This is a genomic window from Streptomyces sp. NPDC059355 (genome assembly GCF_042752335.1).
Taxonomy (GTDB): Bacteria; Actinomycetota; Actinomycetes; order Streptomycetales; family Streptomycetaceae; genus Streptomyces.
This window is the reverse complement of record NZ_JBHYXN010000016.1, coordinates 136,287-159,734: the sequence shown is the minus strand read 5'-3', so window position 1 is coordinate 159,734 and position 23,448 is coordinate 136,287. Positions and strand designations below refer to the sequence as shown.

Annotated in this window: 18 protein-coding genes, 1 tRNA gene and 1 pseudogene; 14 read left to right on the top strand and 6 right to left on the bottom strand. The window is 71.6% G+C overall.

Going from position 1 to position 23,448, the window contains the following annotated elements; translation table 11 throughout:
• Positions 1 to 91: 91 nt before the first annotated feature.
• On the bottom strand, positions 92 to 544 hold the full coding sequence (locus ACFXGI_RS17905; protein ID WP_384707070.1) for a universal stress protein: 453 nt from the start codon (positions 542 to 544) through the stop codon (positions 92 to 94).
• 185 nt (positions 545 to 729) lie between these two features.
• Here ACFXGI_RS17905 and ACFXGI_RS17900 point away from each other — a divergent pair, with 185 nt between their 5' ends.
• A complete protein-coding gene (locus ACFXGI_RS17900) occupies positions 730 to 1,089 on the top strand; it encodes a hypothetical protein (protein WP_384707067.1) in 360 nt (119 codons plus the stop codon).
• Here the strand turns inward: ACFXGI_RS17900 and ACFXGI_RS17895 are convergent.
• A complete protein-coding gene (locus tag ACFXGI_RS17895) occupies positions 1,043 to 2,338 on the bottom strand; it encodes a hypothetical protein (protein WP_384707064.1) in 1,296 nt (431 codons plus the stop codon). The genes ACFXGI_RS17900 and ACFXGI_RS17895 overlap by 47 nt on opposite strands.
• A tRNA-Cys gene (locus ACFXGI_RS17890) sits at positions 2,338 to 2,413 on the bottom strand. The genes ACFXGI_RS17895 and ACFXGI_RS17890 overlap by 1 nt, the downstream gene beginning before the upstream one ends.
• Positions 2,414 to 2,776: 363 nt before the next feature.
• Here ACFXGI_RS17890 and ACFXGI_RS17885 point away from each other — a divergent pair.
• Genes ACFXGI_RS17885 through ACFXGI_RS17870 form a run of 4 tightly spaced genes read left to right on the top strand, consistent with a single transcriptional unit; the run spans position 2,777 to position 8,956 of the window.
• Positions 2,777 to 4,111: an ABC transporter substrate-binding protein gene (locus tag ACFXGI_RS17885; protein ID WP_384707061.1), complete on the top strand. Its 1,335-nt coding sequence runs from the start codon at positions 2,777 to 2,779 to the stop codon at positions 4,109 to 4,111.
• A complete protein-coding gene (locus ACFXGI_RS17880; RefSeq protein ID WP_384707058.1) occupies positions 4,108 to 5,043 on the top strand; it encodes a carbohydrate ABC transporter permease in 936 nt (311 codons plus the stop codon). Before ACFXGI_RS17885 ends, ACFXGI_RS17880 begins: the two co-directional genes overlap by 4 nt.
• Positions 5,040 to 5,870: a carbohydrate ABC transporter permease gene (locus ACFXGI_RS17875; RefSeq protein ID WP_384707055.1), complete on the top strand. Its 831-nt coding sequence runs from the start codon at positions 5,040 to 5,042 to the stop codon at positions 5,868 to 5,870. Before ACFXGI_RS17880 ends, ACFXGI_RS17875 begins: the two co-directional genes overlap by 4 nt.
• Positions 5,871 to 5,926: 56 nt before the next feature.
• The gene (locus ACFXGI_RS17870; RefSeq protein WP_384707052.1) at positions 5,927 to 8,956 is read left to right on the top strand and encodes an alpha-mannosidase; all 3,030 of its coding nucleotides are present in this window, start codon (positions 5,927 to 5,929) and stop codon (positions 8,954 to 8,956) included.
• Between the two features lie 24 nt (positions 8,957 to 8,980).
• Here ACFXGI_RS17870 and ACFXGI_RS17865 read toward each other — a convergent pair whose 3' ends face one another.
• Positions 8,981 to 9,694 (bottom strand): alpha/beta fold hydrolase, encoded by a 714-nt coding sequence (locus ACFXGI_RS17865; protein ID WP_384707049.1) that lies wholly within the window; start codon positions 9,692 to 9,694, stop codon positions 8,981 to 8,983.
• A 130-nt stretch (positions 9,695 to 9,824) separates the two neighbouring features.
• Between ACFXGI_RS17865 and ACFXGI_RS17860 the strand changes: the two genes are divergently transcribed.
• The 6 genes and pseudogenes from ACFXGI_RS17860 (at position 9,825) to ACFXGI_RS17835 (ending at position 15,710) form a co-directional block, all read left to right on the top strand.
• Positions 9,825 to 10,469 carry a DUF4328 domain-containing protein gene (locus tag ACFXGI_RS17860; RefSeq protein WP_384707046.1) on the top strand — a complete coding sequence of 215 codons (645 nt, stop codon included), beginning with the start codon at positions 9,825 to 9,827 and terminating at the stop codon, positions 10,467 to 10,469.
• 91 nt (positions 10,470 to 10,560) lie between these two features.
• On the top strand, positions 10,561 to 12,594 hold the full coding sequence (locus ACFXGI_RS17855; protein WP_384707043.1) for an FAD-dependent oxidoreductase: 2,034 nt from the start codon (positions 10,561 to 10,563) through the stop codon (positions 12,592 to 12,594).
• Between the two features lie 17 nt (positions 12,595 to 12,611).
• Positions 12,612 to 13,484, top strand: coding sequence for an alpha/beta fold hydrolase (locus ACFXGI_RS17850; protein ID WP_384707041.1), 873 nt, complete (start codon positions 12,612 to 12,614; stop codon positions 13,482 to 13,484).
• 41 nt (positions 13,485 to 13,525) lie between these two features.
• On the top strand, positions 13,526 to 13,939 hold the full coding sequence (locus ACFXGI_RS17845; protein ID WP_384707038.1) for a PaaI family thioesterase: 414 nt from the start codon (positions 13,526 to 13,528) through the stop codon (positions 13,937 to 13,939).
• Between the two features lie 6 nt (positions 13,940 to 13,945).
• A pseudogene (locus tag ACFXGI_RS17840) lies at positions 13,946 to 15,160 on the top strand (MFS transporter); the annotation flags it as partial.
• Positions 15,161 to 15,266: 106 nt separating this feature from the next.
• The gene (locus tag ACFXGI_RS17835; protein ID WP_384707035.1) at positions 15,267 to 15,710 is read left to right on the top strand and encodes an SRPBCC family protein; all 444 of its coding nucleotides are present in this window, start codon (positions 15,267 to 15,269) and stop codon (positions 15,708 to 15,710) included.
• Positions 15,711 to 15,732: 22 nt separating this feature from the next.
• Here the strand turns inward: ACFXGI_RS17835 and ACFXGI_RS17830 are convergent, their stop codons facing one another.
• Positions 15,733 to 17,286 carry an alpha/beta hydrolase gene (locus ACFXGI_RS17830; protein WP_384707096.1) on the bottom strand — a complete coding sequence of 518 codons (1,554 nt, stop codon included), beginning with the start codon at positions 17,284 to 17,286 and terminating at the stop codon, positions 15,733 to 15,735.
• A gap of 181 nt (positions 17,287 to 17,467) precedes the next feature.
• Entirely contained in the window at positions 17,468 to 18,586 is a 1,119-nt protein-coding gene (locus tag ACFXGI_RS17825; RefSeq protein ID WP_384707032.1) for a PP2C family protein-serine/threonine phosphatase, read from the bottom strand.
• Between the two features lie 197 nt (positions 18,587 to 18,783).
• On the opposite strand from ACFXGI_RS17825, the gene ACFXGI_RS17820 reads away from it, so the two are divergent.
• From ACFXGI_RS17820 to ACFXGI_RS17810, 3 genes are all read left to right on the top strand, one after another.
• Complete coding sequence (locus ACFXGI_RS17820; protein ID WP_384707029.1) at positions 18,784 to 20,949, top strand: SpoIIE family protein phosphatase; 2,166 nt, start codon at positions 18,784 to 18,786, stop codon at positions 20,947 to 20,949.
• Positions 20,950 to 21,198: 249 nt separating this feature from the next.
• The gene (locus ACFXGI_RS17815; protein ID WP_384707026.1) at positions 21,199 to 21,864 is read left to right on the top strand and encodes a DUF4142 domain-containing protein; all 666 of its coding nucleotides are present in this window, start codon (positions 21,199 to 21,201) and stop codon (positions 21,862 to 21,864) included.
• A 9-nt stretch (positions 21,865 to 21,873) separates the two neighbouring features.
• Positions 21,874 to 23,313, top strand: a complete 1,440-nt coding sequence (locus ACFXGI_RS17810; RefSeq protein WP_384707023.1) for a DUF1996 domain-containing protein — start codon at positions 21,874 to 21,876, stop codon at positions 23,311 to 23,313.
• The last annotated feature ends 135 nt before the right edge of the window (positions 23,314 to 23,448 follow it).

The window sequence follows — 23,448 nt, the reverse complement described above, 5'->3', positions numbered from 1 at the left end:
CCGGGCCCGACACTCAGCAAGCTCACCCGCCCTCATACAAGCAGCGAACTACCGAACACCGACCGTGACAAGACCAGCTAACAAAGCACTACTAGTCGTCGTCCTCGCCCTCGCGGACCACGACCACCGTGCCGGCCGCGTACTGCACCACCTGCTGGCTCACCGAGCCGAGCAGGGCGGCCTTGAAGCCGCCGTAGCCCCGGGTGCCGACGACCGTCAGGTCCGCCTCCTTGGAGGCGTCCACGAGCACCTGGGCCGGCGAGCCCTGTTCGACCCTGCGGAAGACGGGCACGCCGGGTGAGGTGCCGACGGCCGAGGCCACGGCGTCCGCGAGGCGCCGGCGGGCCGTCTCCTCGGCGTCCACCAGCTCGTCGGGGGTGCCGGTGCCCACGGCGAACGGGTTGGTGTTCCACTGCCAGCTCATGACGGCGTGCACCCGGCCGCCGATGGCCTTGGCCTGGGCGACGGCCCAGCGCAGGGCTTCCTTCGAGTGGTTCGAACCGTCCACGCCGACGACGATCAGAGGCTCGATGGTCTCACTCATGGTGGGTTCCTCTCGTTTCGTCCGTATCGTCCTTGCTTCGTCTCTTGTATACACGGATGAGGGGGGCCGACCTCGAACGGCGACGATCGTTGCGGGCGCCGAAGACTTTGGAGGACAGCGCGCGGTGCCGCCGGCTTGCGAAGGTCTGGGTGTCAGTGAGATCGGCAAGGTACGGAGGAACGGACGTGGCACAGCGCAAGGGCTGTCTCATCGGCTGCGGGGTGGCGTTGGTGCTCGGCATCGCGGCGGTCGGGGCGCTCGTCTTCGGGGTCGGGAAGGTCGTGGACGCCGCGGGGAAGACGATGCTCGAACCCGGTGTCTACCGGTCCGTGAACGTCGGCGACCCGGAGGACGCGGTCCGCGCCAAGATGCCGTCCGGGGAGAGCTTCATCAAGGCTGCCCTGAAGTCGGGCGGCCCGGCCGAACCCGAGGGCAGCGTCTGCTCCTGGTACATGTCCGCCGAGGACAGTGAGGGGGAGACGGTCTACCGCTTCTGCTTCAAGGACGGAAAGCTCGCCGAAAAGGTCGAGTACCGGATGAAGTAGGGGGATCGACGGCCGACCGGAGCCGCGCGAAGGCGGGGGAGAGCCGGGCCGCGACGGGCCGGGGGAGGCGGGTGAACTCCGCTTCGATCCAAGCGAGTACGGCCGCCTGCCGGCCCGGGTCGCACAGCGACAGGTGGAACACCAACTGCCGCCAGGCGCGGGCGCCGCTCCCGGGCGTGGCCGAACGCCGCCGAGCGGCGGTGAACGCCCCGCGCGCCAGGCCGTCCCACCCGGAGGGCGGGTCCATGCCGACCACGCGGACCAGGGTGGCCATGTTGAACGTGGTGAGGACGCGGGCCTGTTCGTCGACGGTGGCCTCGCGGGCGAGAGCGACGGCCTGAGGGCCGTCCGGCCCGGTGCACCGCTGCGGCGCCAAGCCGGCCCGCCGGGCGCACAGCCCGGCGAACTCGGCCGGGTCGCGCGACTCGGCCAGGTCCCGCACCGCGGCGAAGTCGATCCCGTGGTAGCGCTCGTACGGCGTGCCCTTGAGCAGATCGGCGGCCGTCCACGCGGCGGGGAACAGGTCGGCGTTCACCGCGTACGTCCTGCCCGAGGCGAACGGCTCCGTGAGGATCGGCACCGGCAGTTCGGCCGCCTCGGCGAGCCGGGACAGCTTCCCCGCCAGCCGGTTCGGGATCCCGGCGCCGGGGAAGGCCTCCACGGCGAGTTCGCCGATGGCCCGCAGTTCCGCCCGCGCCTGCGCCGCGGTGCGGGCGGTGGACGGTCGCGGGATCAGCTCGGCCAGCACCTCCGCGGAGGGGATCGCCCCCTGCGCCAACAGGTCGGACACGGAAGCCTGGAGGGCGCCGGGGCGCGGCGCGCGGTGCTCGTGGAGCCGCGGCCGGGCGGCCTGCGCTGCCTGGACCGCGCGCAGCCGCGTGTGCTCGGCGGAACCGGGCAGGCCGCGCTTGGCGGCCATCGACGCGACGGCGTGCCGCAGCAGACCGGCCGACCGGGGGTCCGGGGCGCGCCCCGCGACGGCATCCTCCAGCGCGCGCCGCAGGATGGCGGCGTTGGACTTGGGGTCGTGGTGCCGGGTGCACCGGGTGTGCACGGCGGCCAGCGCGCGGTAGCGCTCCAGGAGGGCGGCGCCCTCGGCACGCCACCGCGCGCCGTGGGCCTCGGCGTCGGCGCGCAGCCGGTGGGCGAGCAGATCGTCCTCGAACGGCCGCCAGACGGCGAGCGCTTCGCGCTGCGCCTCGACCGCGGGTTTCGGCTTCGGGGGCTGCTGGTCAGCGTCGGGTTCCATGGCCGGCGTGGCAGGTTCTGCCCCTGCGCCCTCCGACTGTGCAAGTCGGTGCTCTGGCTGCTGAGCTACACGCCGTGTGGGACGCACCCAACCATCCCGAGGCCGCATGCGCAACAGGCTTTTGGGCGGGTGTCAGGTAAAGCGCATTAGTGCGGGGGCTGTTGCAGCGCCGGTAAACAGTCAACATCCGGTGCCGGGCGGGCTTTGTTATGGAATCGATATCGCGTCGGGGCGGGCCGGAACTAAAGCGCATTAGTGCAGGTTGTCGCGGTGTTGACTCAGGCCGTTTCCTCTGCCTGTACGGCCGCCGCCGCCATTCGGGACCCACCGGTACCCGCCCATCCGGACTTCGGCCGCATTGACGCGATCTGGATTTGGGGTCAGCGTGGGCTGCGCGCTCCGGCAGTGAGGCCGGAACTCCCCCCGAAGGTGGCGACGATGACCCGTTCGAACGCGACCCGTAGAGCCGTCGCCACGCTCGTGGCCGGCACGTTCCTCTCGGTCTCCGCCTGCGGTGTGAGCGGTGGCGCCGCGGATGTGCGGCAGCGTGAGAAGACCGGCGAAGTCGCCGGCGAGATCACCTTCCGCACCCTCCAGCTCAAGCCCAAGTTCACGGCGTACGTGCAGGGCGTCATCGACGCCTTCGAGAAGAAGTACCCCGGGGCGAAGGTCAGATGGGAGGACGTCCCGGGCGACGGCTACAACGAGAAGCTCGTCGCAGACGCCCAGGCCGGCGCCCTCCCCGACGTGGTCAACCTCTCCACCGACTCCTTCCAGCTCCTCGGCGACCGCGGCCTGCTGGCCGACGTCGCGGGGCTCGACCCCGAGGTCGCCAAGGAGTATGTCCCCGGGGCCTGGGAGCAGTTCAAGCTCCCCGGTATGGGCGACGGCGTGTACGCGTATCCCTGGTACGTGACCCCGGAGATCCTCACGTACAACAAGGAGCTCTTCGAGAAGTCCGGCCTCGACCCGGCGCAGCCGCCGACCAGCGTCGAGCAGTTCTTCGACTACGCCGACAAGATCGCCACCTCGGCCGGCGGCCGGTACTCCGCCTTCATGGCCGACCCCAAGGGCCGCCTGCCCGGGGACTGGCAGAAGATGGGCGTACCGATCCTGAATGACGCGCAGGATCGTTTCGTCTTCGACACCCCCAAGGCCGTCGAGTGGGTCCGGCGGATGAAGGACCTGTACGCCAAGGGCGCCATGCCCAAGGAATCCCTCCTCAAGTCCGACGACATCAACCAGCTGTACGGCGGCGGCAAGCTCGTCTTCGGTCCCGGCTCCCCGGGCTTCGTCAAGGACATCAAGCAGAACGCCCCGCAGATCTACGCCGGCACCCAGGTCGCCGGCGCCGTCACCGGAAAACTCGGCCACATCGGCATCTACGCCCAGTCGCTCGGCATCAAGAAGGACACCAAGCACCTCGACGCGGCCACCGAGTTCGCCAAGTGGGTCACCAACGGCCCCAACCAGGTGGAGTTCTCGAAGAACGCGACCATCTACCCGTCCAACGCCCAGGGCCTGGCCGATCCGCGCTTCGCGGATCGGGGCGACGGCAAGGACGCCGAGACGGTCGCCCGAGCGGTCGGCGCCGAGCAGCTGAGGAGCGCGGCGCTCGACGCCAACACCCCGGTCCAGTGGACCAACCAGGTCGGCGACGCGGTCGTCCGCGAGATGCAGAAGGCGATCCAGGGCGAGCAGGACCCGCAGACGGCCGTACGCAAGGCCCAGGAGGAGGCGAACCAGCTGCTCGCCAAGTCGGCACGGCAATGACCGCCGACGCCAGACGCCGCCGCAAGGCCCTCGCGGCCATGGAAGCCGAGACCGGGCTGGTCCACCGCCGGTGGTGGACCCCCTACCTCTTCCTCGCCCCCGGCCTGGTGATGGTGGCCCTCTTCAGCCTCTGGCCGTTCGTCAACACCGTCATCCTGTCCCTCACCGACGCCCAGATCCTGCGCGGCGGCACCTTCGTGGGCTTCGACAACTACACCCGGGCCTTCGCCGACCCCGACTTCTGGACCGCCACCGGCAACAGCGTGCTGTACCTCGTCGTCGTCGTGCCCTGCCTGGTCCTGCTGCCGCTCGCGCTCGCCGTGCTCGTCCAGGCCAAGGTCCCCGGCATCGGGTTCTTCCGCTCGGCCTTCTACACCCCGGTGATCGCCTCCGCCGTGGTCGTCGGCCTGATCTGGCAGTGGGTGCTGCGCAGCGACGGGCTCGTCAACACCGTGTTCCGGAAGCTGAGCATCGTCTCGGAGCCGGTCCCGTTCCTGACCGACAGCACCATGCTGCTGGTCTCCGCCATGATCGTGACCGTGTGGAAGGGTCTCGGCTACTACATGGTGTTCTACCTCGCCGCGCTCGGGAACGTGTCCCCGTCGCTCCACGAAGCCGCCGCGCTCGACGGCGCCGGCCCCGTACGCCGCTTCTTCAGCATCACCGTCCCCCAGGTGAAGCCGATGATGCTGCTGGTGGGCACCCTGTCGGCCATCTCCGCGCTGCGCGTCTTCACCGAGATCTACATCCTGGGCGGCGAGAGCGGCGGCCCCGGCGGCGGCGCCCGCACCCTGCCCTTCCTCATCCGGCAGGTCGGCCTCGGCTTCTCCGGCGAGACCGGCTACGCCTCCGCCATCTCCATCCTGCTGTTCCTGCTGACCCTGGTCTTCAGCCTGCTGGGCCGCCGGCTGTCGAAGGGGGACGAGAGGTGACCGCCACGCCCCGCGGGAGGCTCGGGCTCGTCGTCCGGTACGCCACGCTGGTCCTGATGCTCGTCGTGATGCTCGGGCCGATCGTCTGGCAGTTCCTGACCTCGATCCGCGGCCGCACCGAGAACGTGTACGACGGCGTGCTGCCCGCGCGCCCCACGCTCGACAACTACGTGCTCGTCGCCGACTCGTTCCCGCTGCTCCAGTACGTCGGCAACACGCTGATCGTGGCCGCCCTCGCGATCACCTCGAACATGCTGTTCGCGGCGATGGGCGGGTACGCCCTCTCCCGGGCCGGGTGGAAGGGCCGCAAGTCCGTCTTCACGGTGCTGGTGGCCACCCTCATGTTCCCCTTCGAGTCCGTGATGATCTCGATGTTCCTGACCGTCCGCGAGATGGGCCTGGTCGACACCCTCATCGGGGTCTGGCTGCCCGGCGCGGTCTCCGTCCTCAACATCATGATCATGCGCTCGGCCTTCCTCGCCGTGCCCAAGGAGGTGGAGGAGTCGGCGGTCCTGGACGGTGCCGGTGAATGGACCCGGTTCACCCGGCTCTTCCTCCCCGCCGCCAAGGGGGCCCTGGCCGTCGTCTGCATCACCAGCTTCATGGGCGCCTGGGACGATTTCCTCTGGCCGCTCCTGGTCCTCACCGACAGCGACCACTACACCCTCCAGCTCGGCCTGAAGTCCCTGGCCGGCGCCACCACCACGAACGACCAGCGGATCATCGCCGCCGGCGCGATGGCGGCGCTCCTGCCGATCATGCTGCTCTTCTTCGCCCTCCAGCGTTTCTTCTTCAAGGGAGTGGGCGAGGGAGCCGTCAAGATCTGAGCCCCGCCTCCCTCTCCTGCCGTCATACGAACCCTCCCTCCCTTGGAGCAGCCGTCATGCACGACGACCGCAGCATCACCGAACACCGCCTGCGCAGGGTCCTCAAGGAGCGCATCAAGCCCGCCGTCCACTCCCGTGCGGTCCCGCTGGAGATCGGCCGCTGGGAGGCACCGGGCGAGCCCGTGCCGGTCGCCGACGGGCTGGCGGCCCCGTACGGACCCTGCGCGATCGGCGAGACGTGGGGCCCGGCCTGGGGCACCACCTGGTTCAAGGTCACGGGCACCGTCCCGGCCGACTGGGCAGGCCGTACGGTCGAGGCCGTCCTCGACCTCGGCTTCGACCGCATGATGCCCGGCTTCCAGTGCGAGGGACTGGTCCACCGGGCCGACGGCGGCGAGGTCAAGGCGCTGAACCCGTACAACGACTGGGTGCGCGTGGCCGACTCGGCAGCCGGCGGCGAACAGGTCGAGTGGTACGTGGAGGCCGCCTCGAACCCGGTCCTGGTCGACCACTCGGCGACGTACGAGGGGGACCGGCAGACCAGCGGCGACCAGCCCCTCTACCGGCTCGCCCGGATGGACCTGGCCGTCTTCGAGACCGAGGTCTGGGAACTCGTACAGGACCTGGAGGTCCTCTACGACCTGATGACGCAGCTCGGCGAGGCCGATGCGCGGCGGTACGAGATCCTGCGCGCGGTCGACGCGGCCCTCGACGCGGTGGACCTCGGCGACGTCCCCGGGACGGCGGCCGCCGCCCGCGCGCGCCTGACCGGCGTGCTCGCCGCGCCCGCCCGCGCCTCCGCCCACCGGATCAGCGCGGTAGGCCACGCCCACATCGACTCCGCCTGGCTGTGGCCGCTGCGCGAGACGGTCCGCAAGGTCTCCCGGACCACGTCCAACATGGTCAACCTGATGGACGCGCACCCCGAGTTCGTCTTCGCCATGTCGCAGGCGCAGCAGCTGGACTGGATCAAGACCCACCGGCCCGAGCTCTTCGAGCGGATCAAGAAGAAGATCGCGGACGGGCAGTTCGTGCCGGTCGGCGGCATGTGGGTGGAGTCCGACACCAACATGGTGGGCGGCGAGGCCATGGCCCGCCAGTTCCTGTACGGGAAGAAGTTCTTCCTGGACGAGTTCGGCATCGAGACCCACAACGTCTGGCTTCCCGACTCCTTCGGCTACACCGCCGCGATGCCGCAGATCGTGAAGCTGTCCGGCTCGAAGTGGTTCCTGACGCAGAAGATCTGCTGGTCGCAGGTGAACGCGTTCCCGCACCACACCTTCTGGTGGGAGGGCATCGACGGCACCCGTGTCTTCACCCACTTCCCGCCCGTCGACACCTACAACAGCAATCTCGGCGGTGCGCAGTTGGCGCACGCGGCAGCCAACTACCGTGAGAAGGGCCGGGGTTCGCGCTCCCTCGTGCCCTTCGGCTGGGGCGACGGCGGTGGCGGCCCCACCCGCGAGCACCTGGCCCGGGCCCGGCGCCAGCGGGACCTCGAAGGCTCCCCGCGCGTGGAGATCGAGCGGCCCGACGCGTTCTTCGAGAAGGCGCACGCCGAGTACGCGGACGCGCCCGTCTGGGCCGGCGAGCTGTACCTGGAGCTGCACCGCGGCACGTACACCTCGCAGGCCAAGACCAAGCAGGGCAACCGGCACAGCGAATCGCTGCTGCGCGAGGCCGAGTCGTGGGCGGCGAGCGCCGCGGTCCGGGTGCCGGGGTACGGGTATCCGTACGAGGACCTGGAGCGGATCTGGAAGACCGTGCTGCTCCACCAGTTCCACGACATCCTCCCCGGATCGTCCATCGCCTGGGTGCACCGCGAGGCGCGCGCGACCTACGCGCGGGTACGGGAAGAGCTGCGCGGCATCACGTCGGCCGCGCAGTCGGCGCTGGCGGGGGAGGGCGCCGAGGAGCTGGTCTTCAACTGCGCCCCGCACGCCCGGCGAGGCATCCCGGCGGGCGGCGCGGGAGTGCCTCAGGCGGCTGCCGGGCAGCAGCCGGTCACCGTGGAGGAGCGGCACGGCGGCGGGCACGTCATCGCCAACGGGCGGCTGCTGGTGGAGATCGACGGCCGCGGGCTGCTCGTGTCGGCGTACGACCTGGAGGCGCGCCGGGAGGCGCTGGCCCCCGGGCGGGCCGCGAACCTGCTCCAGATCCACCCCGACTTCCCCAACATGTGGGACGCGTGGGACATCGACGCGTTCTACCGCAACAGCGTGACCGACCTGGTCGATCTGGACGCGCTGGAGGTGGCGCAGGCCGGCCCGGACGCGGTGACGGTCCGGGTCTCCCGCTCCTTCGGCCGCTCGGCGGCAGTCCAGTCGATCACGCTGCGGGCGGGTGCCAAGACGGTGGACATGGTCACGGAGGTGGACTGGCACGAGACGGAGAAATTCCTGAAGGCCGCCTTCCCGCTGGACGTGAAGGCCGAACGGTCCGCCTCCGAGACCCAGTTCGGGCACGTGTACCGGGCGACCCACACGAACACCTCGTGGGAGGCCGCCAAGTTCGAGATCTGCGCGCACCGCTGGATCCACGTGGAGGAGCCGGGGTGGGGGACGGCGATCCTCAACGATTCCACGTACGGCCACGACGTGACCCGCGACGTGCGGCCGGACGGGGGCCAGACCACCACGGTCCGCCTCTCCCTCCTGCGGGCCCCGCGCTATCCGGACCCGGAGACCGACCAGGGCGGCCACACCCTGCGGTTCTCCCTCGCGCCGGGGGCGGAGATCGCGGACGCGGTACGCGAGGGCCACGCGCTGAACCTTCCGGAGCGGGTGGTCCGGGGGGCGGCACCGGTGGCCCCGCTGCTGGCCGTGGACAACGACGCGGTCGTGGTCGAGGCGGTCAAACTGGCCGAGGACCGCGGCGGCGACGTGATCGTCCGCCTCTACGAATCCCGCGGCGGCCGCGCGACGGCCTCCCTGACAGCGGATTTCCGCATCGCGGAGGCATACGAAACCGACCTCCTGGAACGGCCTCTGCCGGGACCTGCGGTCGCTGCTCCCGCGGCGGACGGCGCGGTCGCCCTCACCCTGCGCCCCTTCCAGATCGTCACGGTCCGGCTGCGCCGGGCCTGACGGATCGCGGCGGCGGAATCCGGCCTACGCGGGCCCGGGTTCCGCCGTCCGGTCCTCCGCGAGGAAGTCCGTCACCGTCCGCGTGAACTCCTCGGGCGCCGCGGCGTGGATCAGGTGGCCGTACGGGAGGGTGATCAGGCGGGCGTCCGGGATGCGGGCGGCGATCTCGTCGAAGGAGGCCGCCGCGAGGTGGCTCGCGGGGCCGCCGTGGATGATGAGGGTGCGGGCGGTGATCCGTCCCAGGGAGCTCAGCCATGCCGGATCCGGGCGGTCCAGCTCCGGCCTGACGGCGAGCACCATCGCCCAGTCGAAGTCCGTCTCCCCCTCGGGTCGTACGGGGGCGGCGGACGCGCGGGGAAGCGGCGCGGGGGCGTCCTCCAGGACGAGCCGCCCGATCCGGTGCGGCTGCTCCGCCGCGACCAGGTACGCGACCACGCCGCCCAGCGAATGCCCGACCAGGTCGGTGCGGTGCAGCCCCAGGGCGTCGAGGAAGCCGAGGACGTCGTCCCGCATCAGCTCCACCGAGTACCGCGCCGGCCGCTCGCTCAGACCGTGCCCGCGCAGGTCGAGGGCGTACACCCGCCGATCGCGCGCGAGTGCGTCCCGTACGAGGGCCCAGTCCTCGGCGCGCTCGCCCAGTGCGTGCAGCAGCACCACCGGCGGGGCGTCGCCCGATGTGCCCGCCGCCTGGTACGCCAGCCGGATTCCGTCCACGGTCAGGGTGAGGTGTTCTGCCACCCGGACGAGCGTACGTGCCGGCGCGCGGGGCGACGTGGACGGGGTTGCGCCGGTGGCGTATGTGCCTCGCTGCCCGCCCGCGTCGGCGGGCCTTTTCATGCCACCGTGCACCCGTGGGGGGTCCCTCGTCATGTCCTTCGGCACCAGATCGCTGCCTCCGCTCGGCGCGCCCCCGGCGCGCTCGCTGCTCCGCTCGCCCCGGGGGCCGGCCACCGCGCTGACCGTGCTGCTGGGGGTGTGCGCGGCGACCCGGCTGCTCCTGTTCGCCGCCGACGCAGGCTGGTACCTGGCCCTCGACGGCGCCCGGGTGGCTGTTCGCGGTGGCCACCAGCCTGTCGCTGCTGGCGATGCTCCCCACGGCCGTGGTCTTCGCCGTCTGGTTCCACCGGGTCCGGGTGAACGCGGGGGAGTGTTCGCCCCCGAGCTGTTCCGCCGGGGCCCGGGCTGGGCGATCGGGATCTGGTTCATCCCCTTCGTGGGCTGCACCTTCCTCGCGTACGGGATCGCCACCGGCGTGTGGGCGGCCGGCGCGCCGAAGTCCTCCCGCGCCGCCGCGCCCGTTTCCGCGGCCCCCGTCACCGCCTGGTCCGTCTCCTTCGGCGCGGCGATGCTCGCCTCGCTGGTCTCCGGCCGGATGGGCGCCGCCGCCGAGGCGCAGGCCGGGCTGCGCGCCGCCGCGCTGGTCGCCATGGCCTCCGACCTGCTCTTCGTCGTGGCGGCCGGCTTCGCCGTCGTCTTCGTACGGAAGGTCTCGGCCATGCAGGCGCGGGCGTGAACTCCGCCACTTGGTTATGCACCTAGTTGCACAATCGGGCCCTCCTCGCCTAGAACAGGTGCATCACCCCCGTGCGAGGAGGCACACCCCAATGAGCACGCAGAGTTCCCAGAGCCGGTACCCGCACCTGCTGAGCCCCTTGGACCTCGGCTTCACCACGTTGCCGAACCGCGTGATCATGGGGTCGATGCACACCGGCCTCGAAGAGCACCAGGGCGGCTTCGAGCGGCTCGCCGCCTTCTACGCCGAGCGCGCCCGCGGTGGCGCCGGCCTGATCGTCACCGGCGGCATCGCCCCGAACGACGCCGGCCGCCCCTTCGAGGGGGGATCGCGCCTCACCACCGAGGACGAGGCCGCCGAGCACCGGGTGATCACCGAGGCCGTGCACGCCGAGGGCGGGAAGATCGCGATGCAGATCCTCCACTTCGGCCGCTACGCCTACCACAAGGACCTGGTCGCCCCCACTGCCCTCCAGGCCCCCATCAGCCCCTTCGTTCCCAACGAGCTCAGCGACATCGAGGTCGAGCGCACCGTCGAGGACTTCGTCCGCGCCGCCCGCCTGGCCAAGCTCGCCGGCTACGACGGCGTCGAGATCATGGGCTCCGAGGGCTACCTGATCAACGAGTTCATCGCCGCCGCGACCAACAAGCGCACCGACCGCTGGGGCGGCGCGTACGAGAACCGCATGCGCTTCCCGCTGGAGATCGTCCGGCGCACCCGCGCGGCCGTGGGCGAGGACTTCATCCTCATCTACCGCCTCTCCATGCTCGACCTGATCCCCGGCGGCTCCACCCTCGACGAGGTCGTCCGCCTCGCCAAGGAGATCGAGACGGCCGGCGCCACCATCATCAACACCGGCATCGGCTGGCACGAGGCCCGCATCCCCACCATCGCCACCTCCGTCCCGCGCGGCGCCTACACCTGGGTCACCAAGCGGCTGATGGGCGCGGTCTCCGTCCCCCTCGTCACCAGCAACCGCATCAACACCCCCGAGATCGCCGAGGAACTGCTCGCCGACGGCCGCGCCGACCTGGTCTCGCTGGCCCGCCCCTTCCTCGCCGACGCCGACTTCGTGGCCAAGGCCGCGGCCGGCCGCTCCGAGACCATCAACACCTGCATCGGCTGCAACCAGGCCTGCCTCGACCACACCTTCAGCGGCAAGATCACCAGCTGCCTGGTCAACCCGCGCGCCTGCCACGAGACCGAACTCGTGCTCTCGCCCACGCGGTCGAAGAAGCGCGTCGCCGTCGTCGGCGCCGGTCCGGCCGGACTCGCCTGCGCCGTCTCCGCCGCCGAACGCGGCCACTCCGTCACCCTCTTCGAGGCCTCCGGCCACATCGGCGGACAGCTCGACATCGCCCGCCGCATCCCGGGCAAGGAGGAGTTCGAGGAGACCATCCGCTACTTCGGCACCCAGCTCGCCGCCCGCGCGATCAACGTCCGGCTGAACACCCGCGCCGACGTCGAGACCCTCCAGGGCTACGACGAGGTCGTCGTCGCCACCGGCGTCACCCCCCGCACCCCCGACATCGAAGGCGTGGAGCGCGCCAACGTCGTCAACTACCTCGACGTGCTGCGCGACGGCGCCCCCGTCGGCGAGCGCGTGGCCGTCGTCGGCGCCGGCGGCATCGGCTTCGACGTCGCCGAGTTCCTCACCGACGGCGGCGAGGGCGCCTCCCAGGACCCCGAGACGTACTTCCGCCACTGGGGCGTCGACACCGCCTACGCCGGCCCCGGCGGGCTCACCGCCCCCGAGCGGCCCGCGCCCCCGCGCCAGGTCCACCTCCTCCAGCGCAAGACCACCAAGGTCGGCGCGGGCCTCGGCACCACCACCGGCTGGATCCACCGCGCGGAGCTCAAGCACCGCGGTGTCGTCTCGGTCGCGGGTGCCACGTACGACCGCATCGACGACGAGGGCCTGCACATCACCGTCGGCGGCGAACAGCGGCTCGTCCCCGCCGACACGGTGGTGCTCTGCACCGGCCAGGAGCCGCGCCGCGATCTGTACGAGGCCCTGCTCGCGGCCGGCGGCCGGCCGCACCTGATCGGTGGCGCGGACGTGGCCGCCGAACTGGACGCCAAGCGCGCGATCCGCCAGGGTACGGAACTGGCAGCCACCCTCTGACCGGTCCGGGAGTCACGATGTTCACGTTCGACAGCAGCGACGGCACCACCGTGACCGTGCACACGTGGCTCCCCGGTCCCCGCCCCGGCGGCGGGCCGGCCGGGCCCCCGCCGCGGGCGGTCGTCCTGATCGCCCACGGGATGGGGGAACACGCCCTGCGCTACGCCCCGCTGGCCGGCGAACTGGCCGCGCGCGGCTACGCCGTCTACGCACCCGACCACCGGGGTCACGGCCTGACGATGAACGCCGGGCCCGGCGTGCTCGGCGAGAACGGCTGGCAGCTGCTGGTCGACGACCTCGCCGCGCTCTCCGAGACGGTCCGCGGACTGCACCCCGGCACACCGCTGGTGCTGCTCGGCCACAGTCTCGGCTCCTTCGCCGCCCAGCACTACCTGCTCGACTGGCCGGAGCACGCCGACGCCGTCGCGCTGTACGGCACGACCGCCGTGGACCGGATGTTCCTGCGGGTCGCGGAGGCCGGCGCGGATCCGCTCGTCGCCTTCAACGCGCCGTTCGAGCCCGCCCGTACACCGGCGGACTGGCTCAGCCGGGACGAGGCCCAGGTCGACGCCTACCTCGCCGATCCGCTCTGCGGCTTCGCGATCGACGACCGGGCGATGGGGGAGCTGTACGAGGCCGCCTCGACCCGGTTCCACGACCCGGCGGGCGCGCCGCCCGCCGTTCCCCTGTACGTGGCCGTCGGCTCGGCGGATCCGCTCAACTACGGGCTGGAGCTGAGCGATCTGGTGGTCGAGCGCTACCGCGCGGCCGGCCATCCAGACGTCGAGTACCGCACCTACGAGGACGCCCGCCACGAGCTCTTCAACGAGACGGACCGGGACCAGGTCGTCGCCGACCTGCTCGGCTGGCTGGAACGTGTGGTGAGCTGAAAGGTGTTGTGGCGGCCGGGCCCGGCCGCCACAATCTGCGGGTGACCTTGACACCCGCAGACGCAGAAAAGATCCTCGCCGACAACTTCGCCCCCTGGGTGCTCGCCCTCGGGCTCACCGTCCAGGAGACGGGCGAGCGGCACGCCGTGCTGCGGCTGCCCTGGTCCGAGGAGCTGGCCCGGGACGGCGGCGGCATGTCCGGCCAGGCCCTGATGGCGGCCGCCGACACCGCCACCGTCATCGCCATCTCCGCGGCGCGCGGGGCGTACGGGCCGATGACCACGGTCCAGCAGTCGACCAGCTTCCAGCGGCCGGTGGTCGCCGCGGACGTGCTGATCGGGGTCCGGGTGACCAAGCTCGGCAAGCGCATGGCCTTCGCCGACGTCACGATGACCCCCGAGGGCGCCGAGGAGCCGTCCGCGACGACGTCGACGGTCTACGCCCTGCTGGGCTGAGCCGGGGTGCCGGCGCCGGTCCACCACCCCTCGCTCTGGCGGAACCGCGATTTCAACGTCTTCTGGCTCGGCCAGGCACTGTCCGTGCTCGGCGGGTCGATCTCGCTGCTCGCGCTGCCCCTGCTGGTCCTCGAGGCCACGGGGTCCGTGGTCCAGATGGGCCTGATCACGGTCATCTCGGGGGTCGGCACCATCGCGACCGGCCTGTTCGCCGGGTACGTGGTGGACCGGACGGACCGGCGCCGCCTGATGATCGCCTGCGATCTCGTACGGGCGCTGCTGCTGGGCGCGGTGCCGTTCGTCTGGCTGGCCGGGCCGCGGATCTGGGTGCTGTACGTGCTGACGGCGCTGGTCGCCGTCTTGAAGACGCTGTTCGACGTGGCGTACGTGACGGCGGTGCCGAACCTGGTCCGCGCCGAGCACCTGATCACCGCCAACGGGCGGCTGACGGCGACCTTCGCCTTCGGGACCCTGTGCGGGCCGGCCGCGGCCGGGTTCATCGCCGCCGGGGTCGGAGCGGACTGGGCCCTGGGGGTGGACGGGGCGACCTTCCTCGTCTCGGCCGTGAGCCTGCGGTGGGTGGCCTTCGGGCGGGAGGGCACCGCCGGGCCGGTGGCCGCTGAGCCGGGCGCCCCCCAGACCGGGAAGCTGCGCGAGATGTTCCTCGAGGGGTTCCGCTTCCTGTGGGCCCATCCCGTTCTGCGGGCGCTGACCGTTCTGCTCACGCTGCTGACCTTCGTCACCATGGGCGCCACCGACCTGCTGGTCTTCCGGATCCGGCACGACCTCGGGCTGGGCGCGGCCACCGTCGGCTACGTCATCGCCGTCAGCGGGCTCGGTGTGGTCGGCGCGGCCTTCGCCGCCGCGCCGCTGCGCCGGACGTTCGGGTTCGGCGCCTGCTGGCTGGGCTCGGTGGCCCTGATCGGCGTGGCAATGGCGGTGACGGGCGTCAGCCGCAGCCTGCCGGTGATCGCCGTGGCGGCCGCCGTGTTCATGTTCGGGCTGGCCCTCGGCGCGGTCTGCTCCCTGACCCTGCGCCAGGAGGTGACCCCGGATCCGCTGCTCGGGCGGGTCACCTCCGCCTTCTGGACGGTGCACGGGGCCTCCGGGCCGGTGGGCGCGGCCGCCCTCACCCTGCTGGCAGGCCGCCACGGGGTACCGGCGGTCAGCGTGGGCGCCGGGGCCTTCTGCCTGGCCATCGTCGGGGCGGGGCTGCTGACGCCGCTGCGGGGGAGCCGCGCCGGGCGCGCCCGGGTGCCGGACGCCGCGCGCATGGAGTGCGGGTCTGCGATCGTGGATCGTGGGGGGAGCGTACGGAGGAGCAGTCATGTCCGGACAGTTCGAGTCGACCGTCGAGATCGACCGGCCCGTCGGGGAGGTCTTCGCCTATCTGGCGGACGGCCGCAACGACCCGCAGTTCAGTCCGAGGGTCCAGGAGATCACCAGGACGCCCGACGGCCCGACGGGTGTGGGGACTGTCTTCCGCAGCACGGTGAAGGACGCGGGGATGAAGACCGGCCGTGAGTTCCGCATCACCGGATTCGAGCCGCAGAAGCTGATCCGCTGGACGGAGCAGAGCAAGAACCTGGTCACCGCCGAGGGCGGGTACGACTTCGAAGCCCTCTCCGGCGACCGCACCCGGGTCCGCATCTTCAACACCCTCGAAGGGCACGGACTGGGAAAGCTGCTGGTGGGCCTCGCGCTGAGCGCGGCCCGCAAGGACGCACCCGACTTCGGCCGCCGGATCAAGGCCGCCGCGGAGGCGGCCTGACCGGCGGCCGAAGCCCGCGGGATCAGAACCTCCCGTCGCCGAGGACCGGGAAGCGCTGCGGAGACTGCGGGGCGATCTCGGAGCGGCGCTCCTGCGCGCCCGGCGCCGTCCGGCAGGTCACGTCCTGGGCGGGCAGCTTGCCCGTCGTCAGGTAGGAGTTGACCGTGGCGTTGGCGCAGGAGTTCGGGTCGGCGAGGTACACGCCGTGGCCCTCACCGCCCATCGCGAGCACCATCCGCGAGCCCTTGAGCGCCTTGTGCAGGCCCTGGCCGCTGACCAGCGGGGTCTGGGAGTCCCACTCGTTCTGCACGGTCAGCACGTTGGTCTTCGTCTTCATGGCCGTCGGCGGCTCGATGGGCCGCTGCCAGTAGGCGCACGGCTTGATGTTGGACGCGAAGTCCCCGTACAGCGGGTACTTGGCCTTGTCCTTCGCGGCCTCCCGCTGGTACTGCTCCGGGTAGCGGGGCCATTCCGTGTCCCCGCACACCACGGACCAGAACACGGCCGTGCCGTTGTCCGACGCCGGTTCGGCGGCCGGCTTCAGCAGCCTCCGCTGGGGCTCGGTCAGCCGGACGGGCTTGCCGTCGGCCGCGTCCTTCAGCGACTTGACCAGGGGGGCCGCCTGCGAGGGGTAGAAGAACAGGGCGCGCGCGGTGCGGATGTCATCGCCCGTGAGCTTCGTGCCCTCGAACTCGATCGGCTCCTTGTCCGCCCGGGCCACGAGGTCCCAGAAGGTCTTGGAGACCGCGTCCGGGGTGTCGCCCAGCCCGTAGTCGGCCGAGCGCTCGGCCGTCCACTGAGTCCACCGCTTGAACGCGGGCTCCGCCTCGGTCGCCCACACCTGGATCATGCCCCGCCAGATGCGCTGCGGGTCCACGCCGCTGTCCAGCACGAAGCGGTCGCTGCGGTCGGGGAACATCTGCGTGTACACCGCGCCCAGGTACGTGCCGTACGAGTAGCCGACGTACGAGATCTTCTTCTCGCCCAGCGCGGTGCGGATCGCGTCCATGTCGCGCGCGGTGTTCCGCGTGGTGACGAAGGGCAGGAGCGAGCCGGACTTCTCGCGGCACTTGTCCGCGACCGTACTCGCCCAGGCCACGTCCGCCGGGAACGTCTCCTCCTTGTACGGCCGGTCGATGTTCTGCTCGGCGTCGGTCAGCCCGCAGGTGATGGGCGTGGACGCGCCGACCCCGCGCGGGTCGAAGCCGATCAGGTCGTACTGGTCGCGTACGTCCTTCGGCATCAGCTCGTTCATCATCAGCGGCAGATCGAGCCCTCCGCCGCCCGGCCCGCCCGGGTTGAGCAGCATGGCGCCGTGCCGCTTGGCCGGGTTCTCGCTCTTGATCCGCGATATCGCGAGGTCGATCGTGCGGCCCTGCGGGCGCCGGTAGTCGAGCGGGACCTTGATCGTCGCGCACTCGTACGAGGCGGGCTGATCGGCGTTGCAGCGCTGCCACGCCGGCTTCTGCGGGGTGTACTCCGCGGCCGGGGCGGCCGAGGCCTGCGTCGCGGAGAGCAGCGGGACACCGGTCGTGACGAGACCGGCGGCGGCGAGCATGGGTGCGAGGCGTTTCATGTTCACGAAGAGCCGTTTCCTTCCGTGAATGCGATGGCCTCACCACCTTGTTGTACGAAGACCCCCGGGCGAATCATCCCGAAGGGCCGGTGTGCATGCGTCTCACGAACGAGCTCAAATCCGGACAACTGGCCGACATGCCAAAGGAACTGACGTCACGGCGGATACCGGATCAGCCGGTTCAGGCGCCGCCGCCGATGCGCTCGATGGCCACCATCGCCGCGTCGTCGCCCAGGCGCCCGCCGGGGGAGTGCGCCAGCAGGTCCGCGCACAGGTGGCGCAGCAGTGCGTCCGGACCGTCCCCCGGCCAGTCGGCGGCGCGCTCCGGCAGGGGGTAGAAGGTGCCTTCGGCGTCCCGGGCCTCGATGACGCCGTCGGTGTAGAGCAGGATCACGTCGCCCGGCTCGAAGGGGAAGGACTGCGGGGCGAAGCCGGTGTCCACGTACTGCGTCAGGCCCAGCGGCGGCGCCGGGTGGTCCACCTCCAGGGGGATGGCACGTCCTCCTCGCAGCAGCAGGGGCGGCGGGTGCCCGCAGCTGATGAGCCGCAGGGTCATGTCCTGATCGGGGACGTCCAGTACCGCCGCCGTGGTGAACGCCTCGCCGGGTTCGCCGGCCGGCTCGCCCGTGCCGTCCGGATCGGCGGCCACGGCGGCCTCCAGGTGGGCGACCAGGGCCGGCAGGTCCGCCTCCTGGTGGGCGGCGGCCCGGAAGGCGCCGAGCACCAGGGCGGCGTCCCCCACCGCCTCCAGGCCCTTGCCGCGGACATCGCCGATGATCAGCCGGGTGCCGTGCGGGGTGCGGGTGGCGGCGTACAGGTCCCCGCCGATCTGGGCCTCGGCCTCCGCGGCCAGGTAGACGGAGGCCAGGCGCAGCGGGCCCATCCGGTCGCGGAGCGGCCGCAGGACCACTTCCTGGGCGGCCTCGGCGACCGAGCGCAGCTGCGTCAGCTGTTTCTCGTGGACCTCGCGCAGGTGTGCGAAGAGGGTGACGAAGATCGAGATCAGGACCAGCGCGATGATCTGGAAGGTGTGGTTCAGGTCGGTGGCGGTGGTCCGCACCACGGCGACCGCCACCTGGGCGGCGACGGCCACCGCGCCGACGAACCCCGTCATCCAGGGCCCGGCGAAGGAGGCGGTGACGGCCGGGGCCGCGACCAGGAACGGACCCAGGTGGACATCGGGCGGAGCCAGGACGTCCACCACCGTGACGACCGCGATCAGCGCGAAGGGAACCGCCAGCAGGGGCAGGCGCGGTTCGCCGACGTGGCGATGGCTCGGATGCGGCGGCCGGTGGTCCATGACTCCTGAATACACCGCACGTATTGTTCCCGCGCACCGGCCGCGCTCCGTCGTACGGCCGTATCGGGGGGCGGCTGCGCTGCCGGTCCGGGGGAGTGGGGGCAGGATGGGAGCACCCCGGGCGCGGACCCGGGGCGCGGAGACCGAGCGGGCCGATGCGCCGCCCCTGCGGCAGTGGACGGGAAGGAGCGCCCGGCATGAGTACGGCGGACGCCTCCCCGGACCACCCGGACCCGGACCACGCGGACCTCGCGGCCCCGGACCACCCGGCCCCGGACCACCCGGAGCCGGAATCCTCCGGTTCCCTCACCGTCGACCCCGCCACCGGGCCCGGCCTCCTCGACGTGCTCGGCGTCGCGGGTGTGGTCCTCGACGCGGAGGGGCGGATCGCACTGTGGAGCCCCCAGGCCGAGGAACTGTTCGGCTACACCCCGAGCGACGCCCTCGGCCACTTCGCGGCGAAGCTGCTGGTCGACGAAGAGAACCTGGCCACGGTCCTCGCCCTCTTCGAGGAGGTGATGGCCGGCACGGGCTCCTGGGCCGGGGCCTTCCCCGTGCGGAACAAAGACGGCACCACCCGCCTGGCGGAGTTCCGCAACATGCGGCTGGAGGACGGCGAGGGGCGGCGCTACGCCCTCGGCATCATCTCCGACCAGGCCACCCTGCGGCGCATGGAACGCGACCTGGCCCTCTCGATGCGGCTGGTCGCGCAGTCCCCGATCGGTCTGGCCGTCCTGGACACCGAGCTGCGCTACGTCCTCGTCAACCCGGCCCTGGAACGGATCAACGGGCTGCCCGCCGCCGAACACATGGGCCTCCGCGTCCACGAGGCCCTGCCGCACGTGGACGCCGCGTCCATCGAGTCGGCCATGCGCGACGTCCTGTCCACCGGCCGGCCGCAGCTGAACCGGTTCACCACCGGCCGTACGCCCGCGGACCCCGATCAGGACCACGCCTGGTCACTCTCGCTCTACCGGCTGGAGGACCCGGCCGGGCGGCCGCTCGGAGTCGCCGCCTCCATCGTCGACGTCACCGAACAGCACAAGACCTCGATGGCCGTGGCCCTGGCCCGCCAGCGGCTCTCCCTGATCGCCGACGCCTCCGTACGCATCGGCACCACCCTCGACCTGTGGGTCACCGCGCGCGAGCTCGGCGACATCGCCGTGCCGCAGCTCGCCGACCTCGCCACGGTCGACATCCTCGACGCCGTCCTGACGGGCGAGCACCCACCCGGGGCCCCGACGGACGAGACCGTGCGGTTCCGCGCCCTCGCCGTCAAGGCGGCCCGCCCGACCCCCGCCACCCTCGCGGCCGACCCGGTCGGCACGATCGCCCGCTACGACACCACCCGCGTGGTCACCCAGTGCGTACGGGCCGCCCGCCCCGTGCTCGTGGCGCGGGTCACGGAGGCGGAGCTGCCCAGCGTCGCCCGGGACGCGGAGGCCGCCACCCTCCTCGCCGCGGCCGGGCTCCACTCGTACCTGGCGGTGCCGCTGATCGCCCGCGGCGAGGTCATCGGCGCCCTCGGCCTCCAACGCACCGACAATCCGCTGCCGTTCGACCAGGACGACGTCCTGCTCGCCAGCGAGCTCGCGGCCCGCGCCGCCGTCTGCATCGACAACGCCCGCTGGTACCAGAAGCAGCGGCACGCGGCCCTCGCCCTCCAGCGCCACCTGCTGCCCCACAACCCCACGCCCACCCCGGGTCTGGAGATCGCCTACCGCTACCAGCCCGCCGAGGCGGCCGGCGAGGTAGGAGGGGACTGGTTCGACGTCATCCCGCTGCCCGACGACAAGACGGCCCTGGTCGTCGGGGACGTCATGGGCAGCGGTATCAACGCCGCCGCCACCATGGGCCAACTGCGCACCGCCGCCCGTACCCTGGCGGAGCTCGACCTCGACCCGGCCACCGTACTGACCCGGCTCGACCACACGGCCACCGGGCTGGGGCACACCATGGCCACCTGTGTGATCGCCGTCTACGACCCGCACCGCAACCGGTGCCGCATCGCGACCGCCGGCCACCTGCCGCCCGTACGGACGAGCCTCGGGCGGCCGCCCGAGCTGCTCGACCTGCCGACCGGCGCGCCCCTGGGGGTCGGCGGTGTGCCCTTCGAGGCCACTGCCCTGGACCTGGACGTCGGCGACCAGCTCGTCCTCTACACCGACGGACTCGTCGAAACCCGCGACGAGGACATTGACATCCGCCTGCAGGCGCTCACGGCCCTGCTCCACGACCCCGCCCGTCCCCTCGAGGAGACCTGCGACCTGCTGCTGGCCGAACTGCGCCAGCCGGACGGCCGTGACGACGTGGCCCTGCTCGTGGCCCGCACCCGCCCGGTGCCCACGACACCCGACAGCTAGCGCCCGCGAACGGTACCAGCCTTTCGGGGCGTTGACCGGATGTTTGTCCATTCGTGATGGTCCTTCCGAACAGGCACCACAACTGGCACTAGCGTCCCGTGGCACCCGGGGAGCGCGGGTGCATTGGACACGGGCAACTGCCGGAGACCGAGCCGGCGCACCCCCTCCCGGTCCACGCAGCAAGGAGGCGCAGTGCTGTCTTTCCGTCGGTCGGCCATCGGTGGCATGTCGGTGGCATCGAGACACGTGATGGCAACCGGCGTCGTCATCGGCGCCCTCGCCTTCACCCTGATCGCGTTGCTGATCCCCGTGCAGAAGTTCGGCGGGAGAAACGCCGCGGCCGCCACGGCTCCGGCGGCCGAGGACGATGGTGCCGGTATCCAGAGCACGGCCTTCGGGCCGCTCACCCCCCAGGACCGGGACTTCGTCCGCAAGGTACGGCTCGCCGGCCTGTGGGAGCTGCCCGCAGGGCGGCAGGCCATGCAGCGCAGCACACGGCCCGCGATCCGCACCGCGGGGGAGCACCTCGTCGAAGGCCACACCGAACTGGACCGCAGGGTCATGGAGGTGAGTCAGGCCCTCGGCATGGAGATCCCCAACCAGCCCAGCGTGCTGCAACAGGGCTGGCTCGACCAGATGGACAGGGCCCAAGGACCCCAATACGAGCAGCTGTTCATCCAGCTGCTGCGCAGGGCCCACGGCAAGGTGTTCGCACTCGTGGCCCAGATCCGGGCGCAGACCCGCAATTCGATGGTCCGGGCCCTCGCCACGGACGCCAACAGCACGGTCCTGGACCACATCACGGTCCTTGAGGCCAGTGGGCTCGTCGACTTCGACGGCCTCGCGGACGCCCCGTCGGGCACCCCCTCCGCACCCGCCCCCGCCTCCTCCCCCTATTCCCGACCGACGAAGTGAAGTGATCGCATGAGTCAAAAGGGCCACAAACGCCGTCTGCGGCCGAAGCACAAGATCCTCGCCGTGATGTCCGCCCTGGTCCTGGGCGGCGGCGGGGTCGTGATCGTCTCGCAGGGCGCCTTCGCGGGACAGAACTCCCGCAGCGCGCCCGTGACCGCCACCATCGACTGCCCGGACGTGGGCGACAAGCTCGACAACGTCCCCGACCAGGCCCGCAAGGAGGTGGACGCGAACCTCGCGCAGCTCGACACCCAGGTCGCCGACGCCTACAAGCAGCTCTCCTCCGGCCAGGCCAAGAGCAAGACGCTGCTCGGCGGACTGAAGCAGCAGCGTGACAAGACCATCACCAACCTGTCCGACACGCTCGGGAAGGCGGGCCAGAAGCCCGCCGGACTGCAAGGGCTCAGCGGATGCGTGATGAAGGAGGCGGCGGCCGCCGACCCGGCGGACGAGCCGGCCGCCGCCGCCGCTGCCCAGGGCGCCGCCGCCGCTGCCCAGGGCGCCGCGAAGCAGGGCGCACCGCAGCAGCAACAACAGCAGCAACAGCAGCAGCAACAGCAGGCCAAGGGCGGACCGGCCCGCAGCGACTTCGTCAACATCGGCACCGTGAAGCCCAACGTGCGCAAGCCCGCGGCCCGCGCCGGCGCCTCCACCGGATCGTTCGCCGTGCAGTGCGGGCGCAACGAGGACGGCCACTTCAACCCCGACAACGTCATCGTCGCGCCCGGTGTGAGCAACGGCGCCCACCACATGCACGACTACGTCGGCAACAAGACCACCGACGCCTTCTCCACCAACAACAGCCTCGCCCAGTCCGGGACCACCTGCACCAACGGCGACCAGTCGGCGTACTACTGGCCCGTGCTGCGCCTGCGCGACGGCAAGGCGGAGAAGGACGCGCAGGCACCCGGCGGCGGCCAGGACGCCAACGTCGGCACGATCCTGAAGCCGAAGCAGGTGACCATCGACTTCAAGGGCAGCCCCGTCAGCAAGGTCGCGGCCATGCCCCGCTTCATGCGGATCATCACCGGTGACGCCAAGGCCCTCACCAACGGCAACGCCAACGCCAACGCGTCGTGGAGCTGCACCGGCTTCGAGAACCGCCAGCTGAAGGACAAGTACCCGGTGTGCCCCAAGGGCAGTGACGTCGTACGGACGTTCAATTTCCAGAGCTGCTGGGACGGCAAGAACATCGACAGCGCCAACCACCGCACCCACGTGGCCTTCGCCGACAACAACGGCAACTGCAAGCAGGGCTTCAAGGCCATCCCGCAGCTGGTCCAGCGGATCGTCTACAGCGTGCCGCCCGGCTCCCGGTTCGCCGTGGACAGCTTCCCCGAGCAGCTCCACAAGCCGGTGACCGACCACGGAGACTTCATCAACGTCATGTCGAACGGCCTCATGGCCGGCGCGGTGCGCTGCATCAACGACGGGCGCGCCTGCCGCTGAGAACCCTCGGGACGGCGCCCCCCTCCCACCTCCCCCGCGTCGCCCCGAGAGCGGTGCCGGTCCGAAGCCGACTTCGGACCGGCACCGCACAGGCGTTTGTGCCACCGCCCGAAGGGGTCCGTGTCCGGGCCCTGA

Bases quoted from the DNA above. Each gene is read 5' to 3' on its own strand.
- ACFXGI_RS17905 (WP_384707070.1), bottom strand. From the start codon at position 544: ATGAGTGAGACCATCGAGCCTCTGATCGTCGTCGGCGTGGACGGTTCG.
- ACFXGI_RS17895 (WP_384707064.1), bottom strand. From the start codon at position 2,338: ATGGAACCCGACGCTGACCAGCAGCCCCCGAAGCCGAAACCCGCGGTC.
- ACFXGI_RS17885 (WP_384707061.1), top strand. From the start codon at position 2,777: ATGACCCGTTCGAACGCGACCCGTAGAGCCGTCGCCACGCTCGTGGCC.
- ACFXGI_RS17880 (WP_384707058.1), top strand. From the start codon at position 4,108: ATGACCGCCGACGCCAGACGCCGCCGCAAGGCCCTCGCGGCCATGGAA.
- ACFXGI_RS17870 (WP_384707052.1), top strand. From the start codon at position 5,927: ATGCACGACGACCGCAGCATCACCGAACACCGCCTGCGCAGGGTCCTC.
- ACFXGI_RS17860 (WP_384707046.1), top strand. From the start codon at position 9,825: ATGTCCTTCGGCACCAGATCGCTGCCTCCGCTCGGCGCGCCCCCGGCG.
- ACFXGI_RS17855 (WP_384707043.1), top strand. From the start codon at position 10,561: ATGAGCACGCAGAGTTCCCAGAGCCGGTACCCGCACCTGCTGAGCCCC.
- ACFXGI_RS17850 (WP_384707041.1), top strand. From the start codon at position 12,612: ATGTTCACGTTCGACAGCAGCGACGGCACCACCGTGACCGTGCACACG.
- ACFXGI_RS17835 (WP_384707035.1), top strand. From the start codon at position 15,267: ATGTCCGGACAGTTCGAGTCGACCGTCGAGATCGACCGGCCCGTCGGG.
- ACFXGI_RS17830 (WP_384707096.1), bottom strand. From the start codon at position 17,286: ATGAAACGCCTCGCACCCATGCTCGCCGCCGCCGGTCTCGTCACGACC.
- ACFXGI_RS17825 (WP_384707032.1), bottom strand. From the start codon at position 18,586: ATGGACCACCGGCCGCCGCATCCGAGCCATCGCCACGTCGGCGAACCG.
- ACFXGI_RS17820 (WP_384707029.1), top strand. From the start codon at position 18,784: ATGAGTACGGCGGACGCCTCCCCGGACCACCCGGACCCGGACCACGCG.
- ACFXGI_RS17815 (WP_384707026.1), top strand. From the start codon at position 21,199: ATGGCAACCGGCGTCGTCATCGGCGCCCTCGCCTTCACCCTGATCGCG.
- ACFXGI_RS17810 (WP_384707023.1), top strand. From the start codon at position 21,874: ATGAGTCAAAAGGGCCACAAACGCCGTCTGCGGCCGAAGCACAAGATC.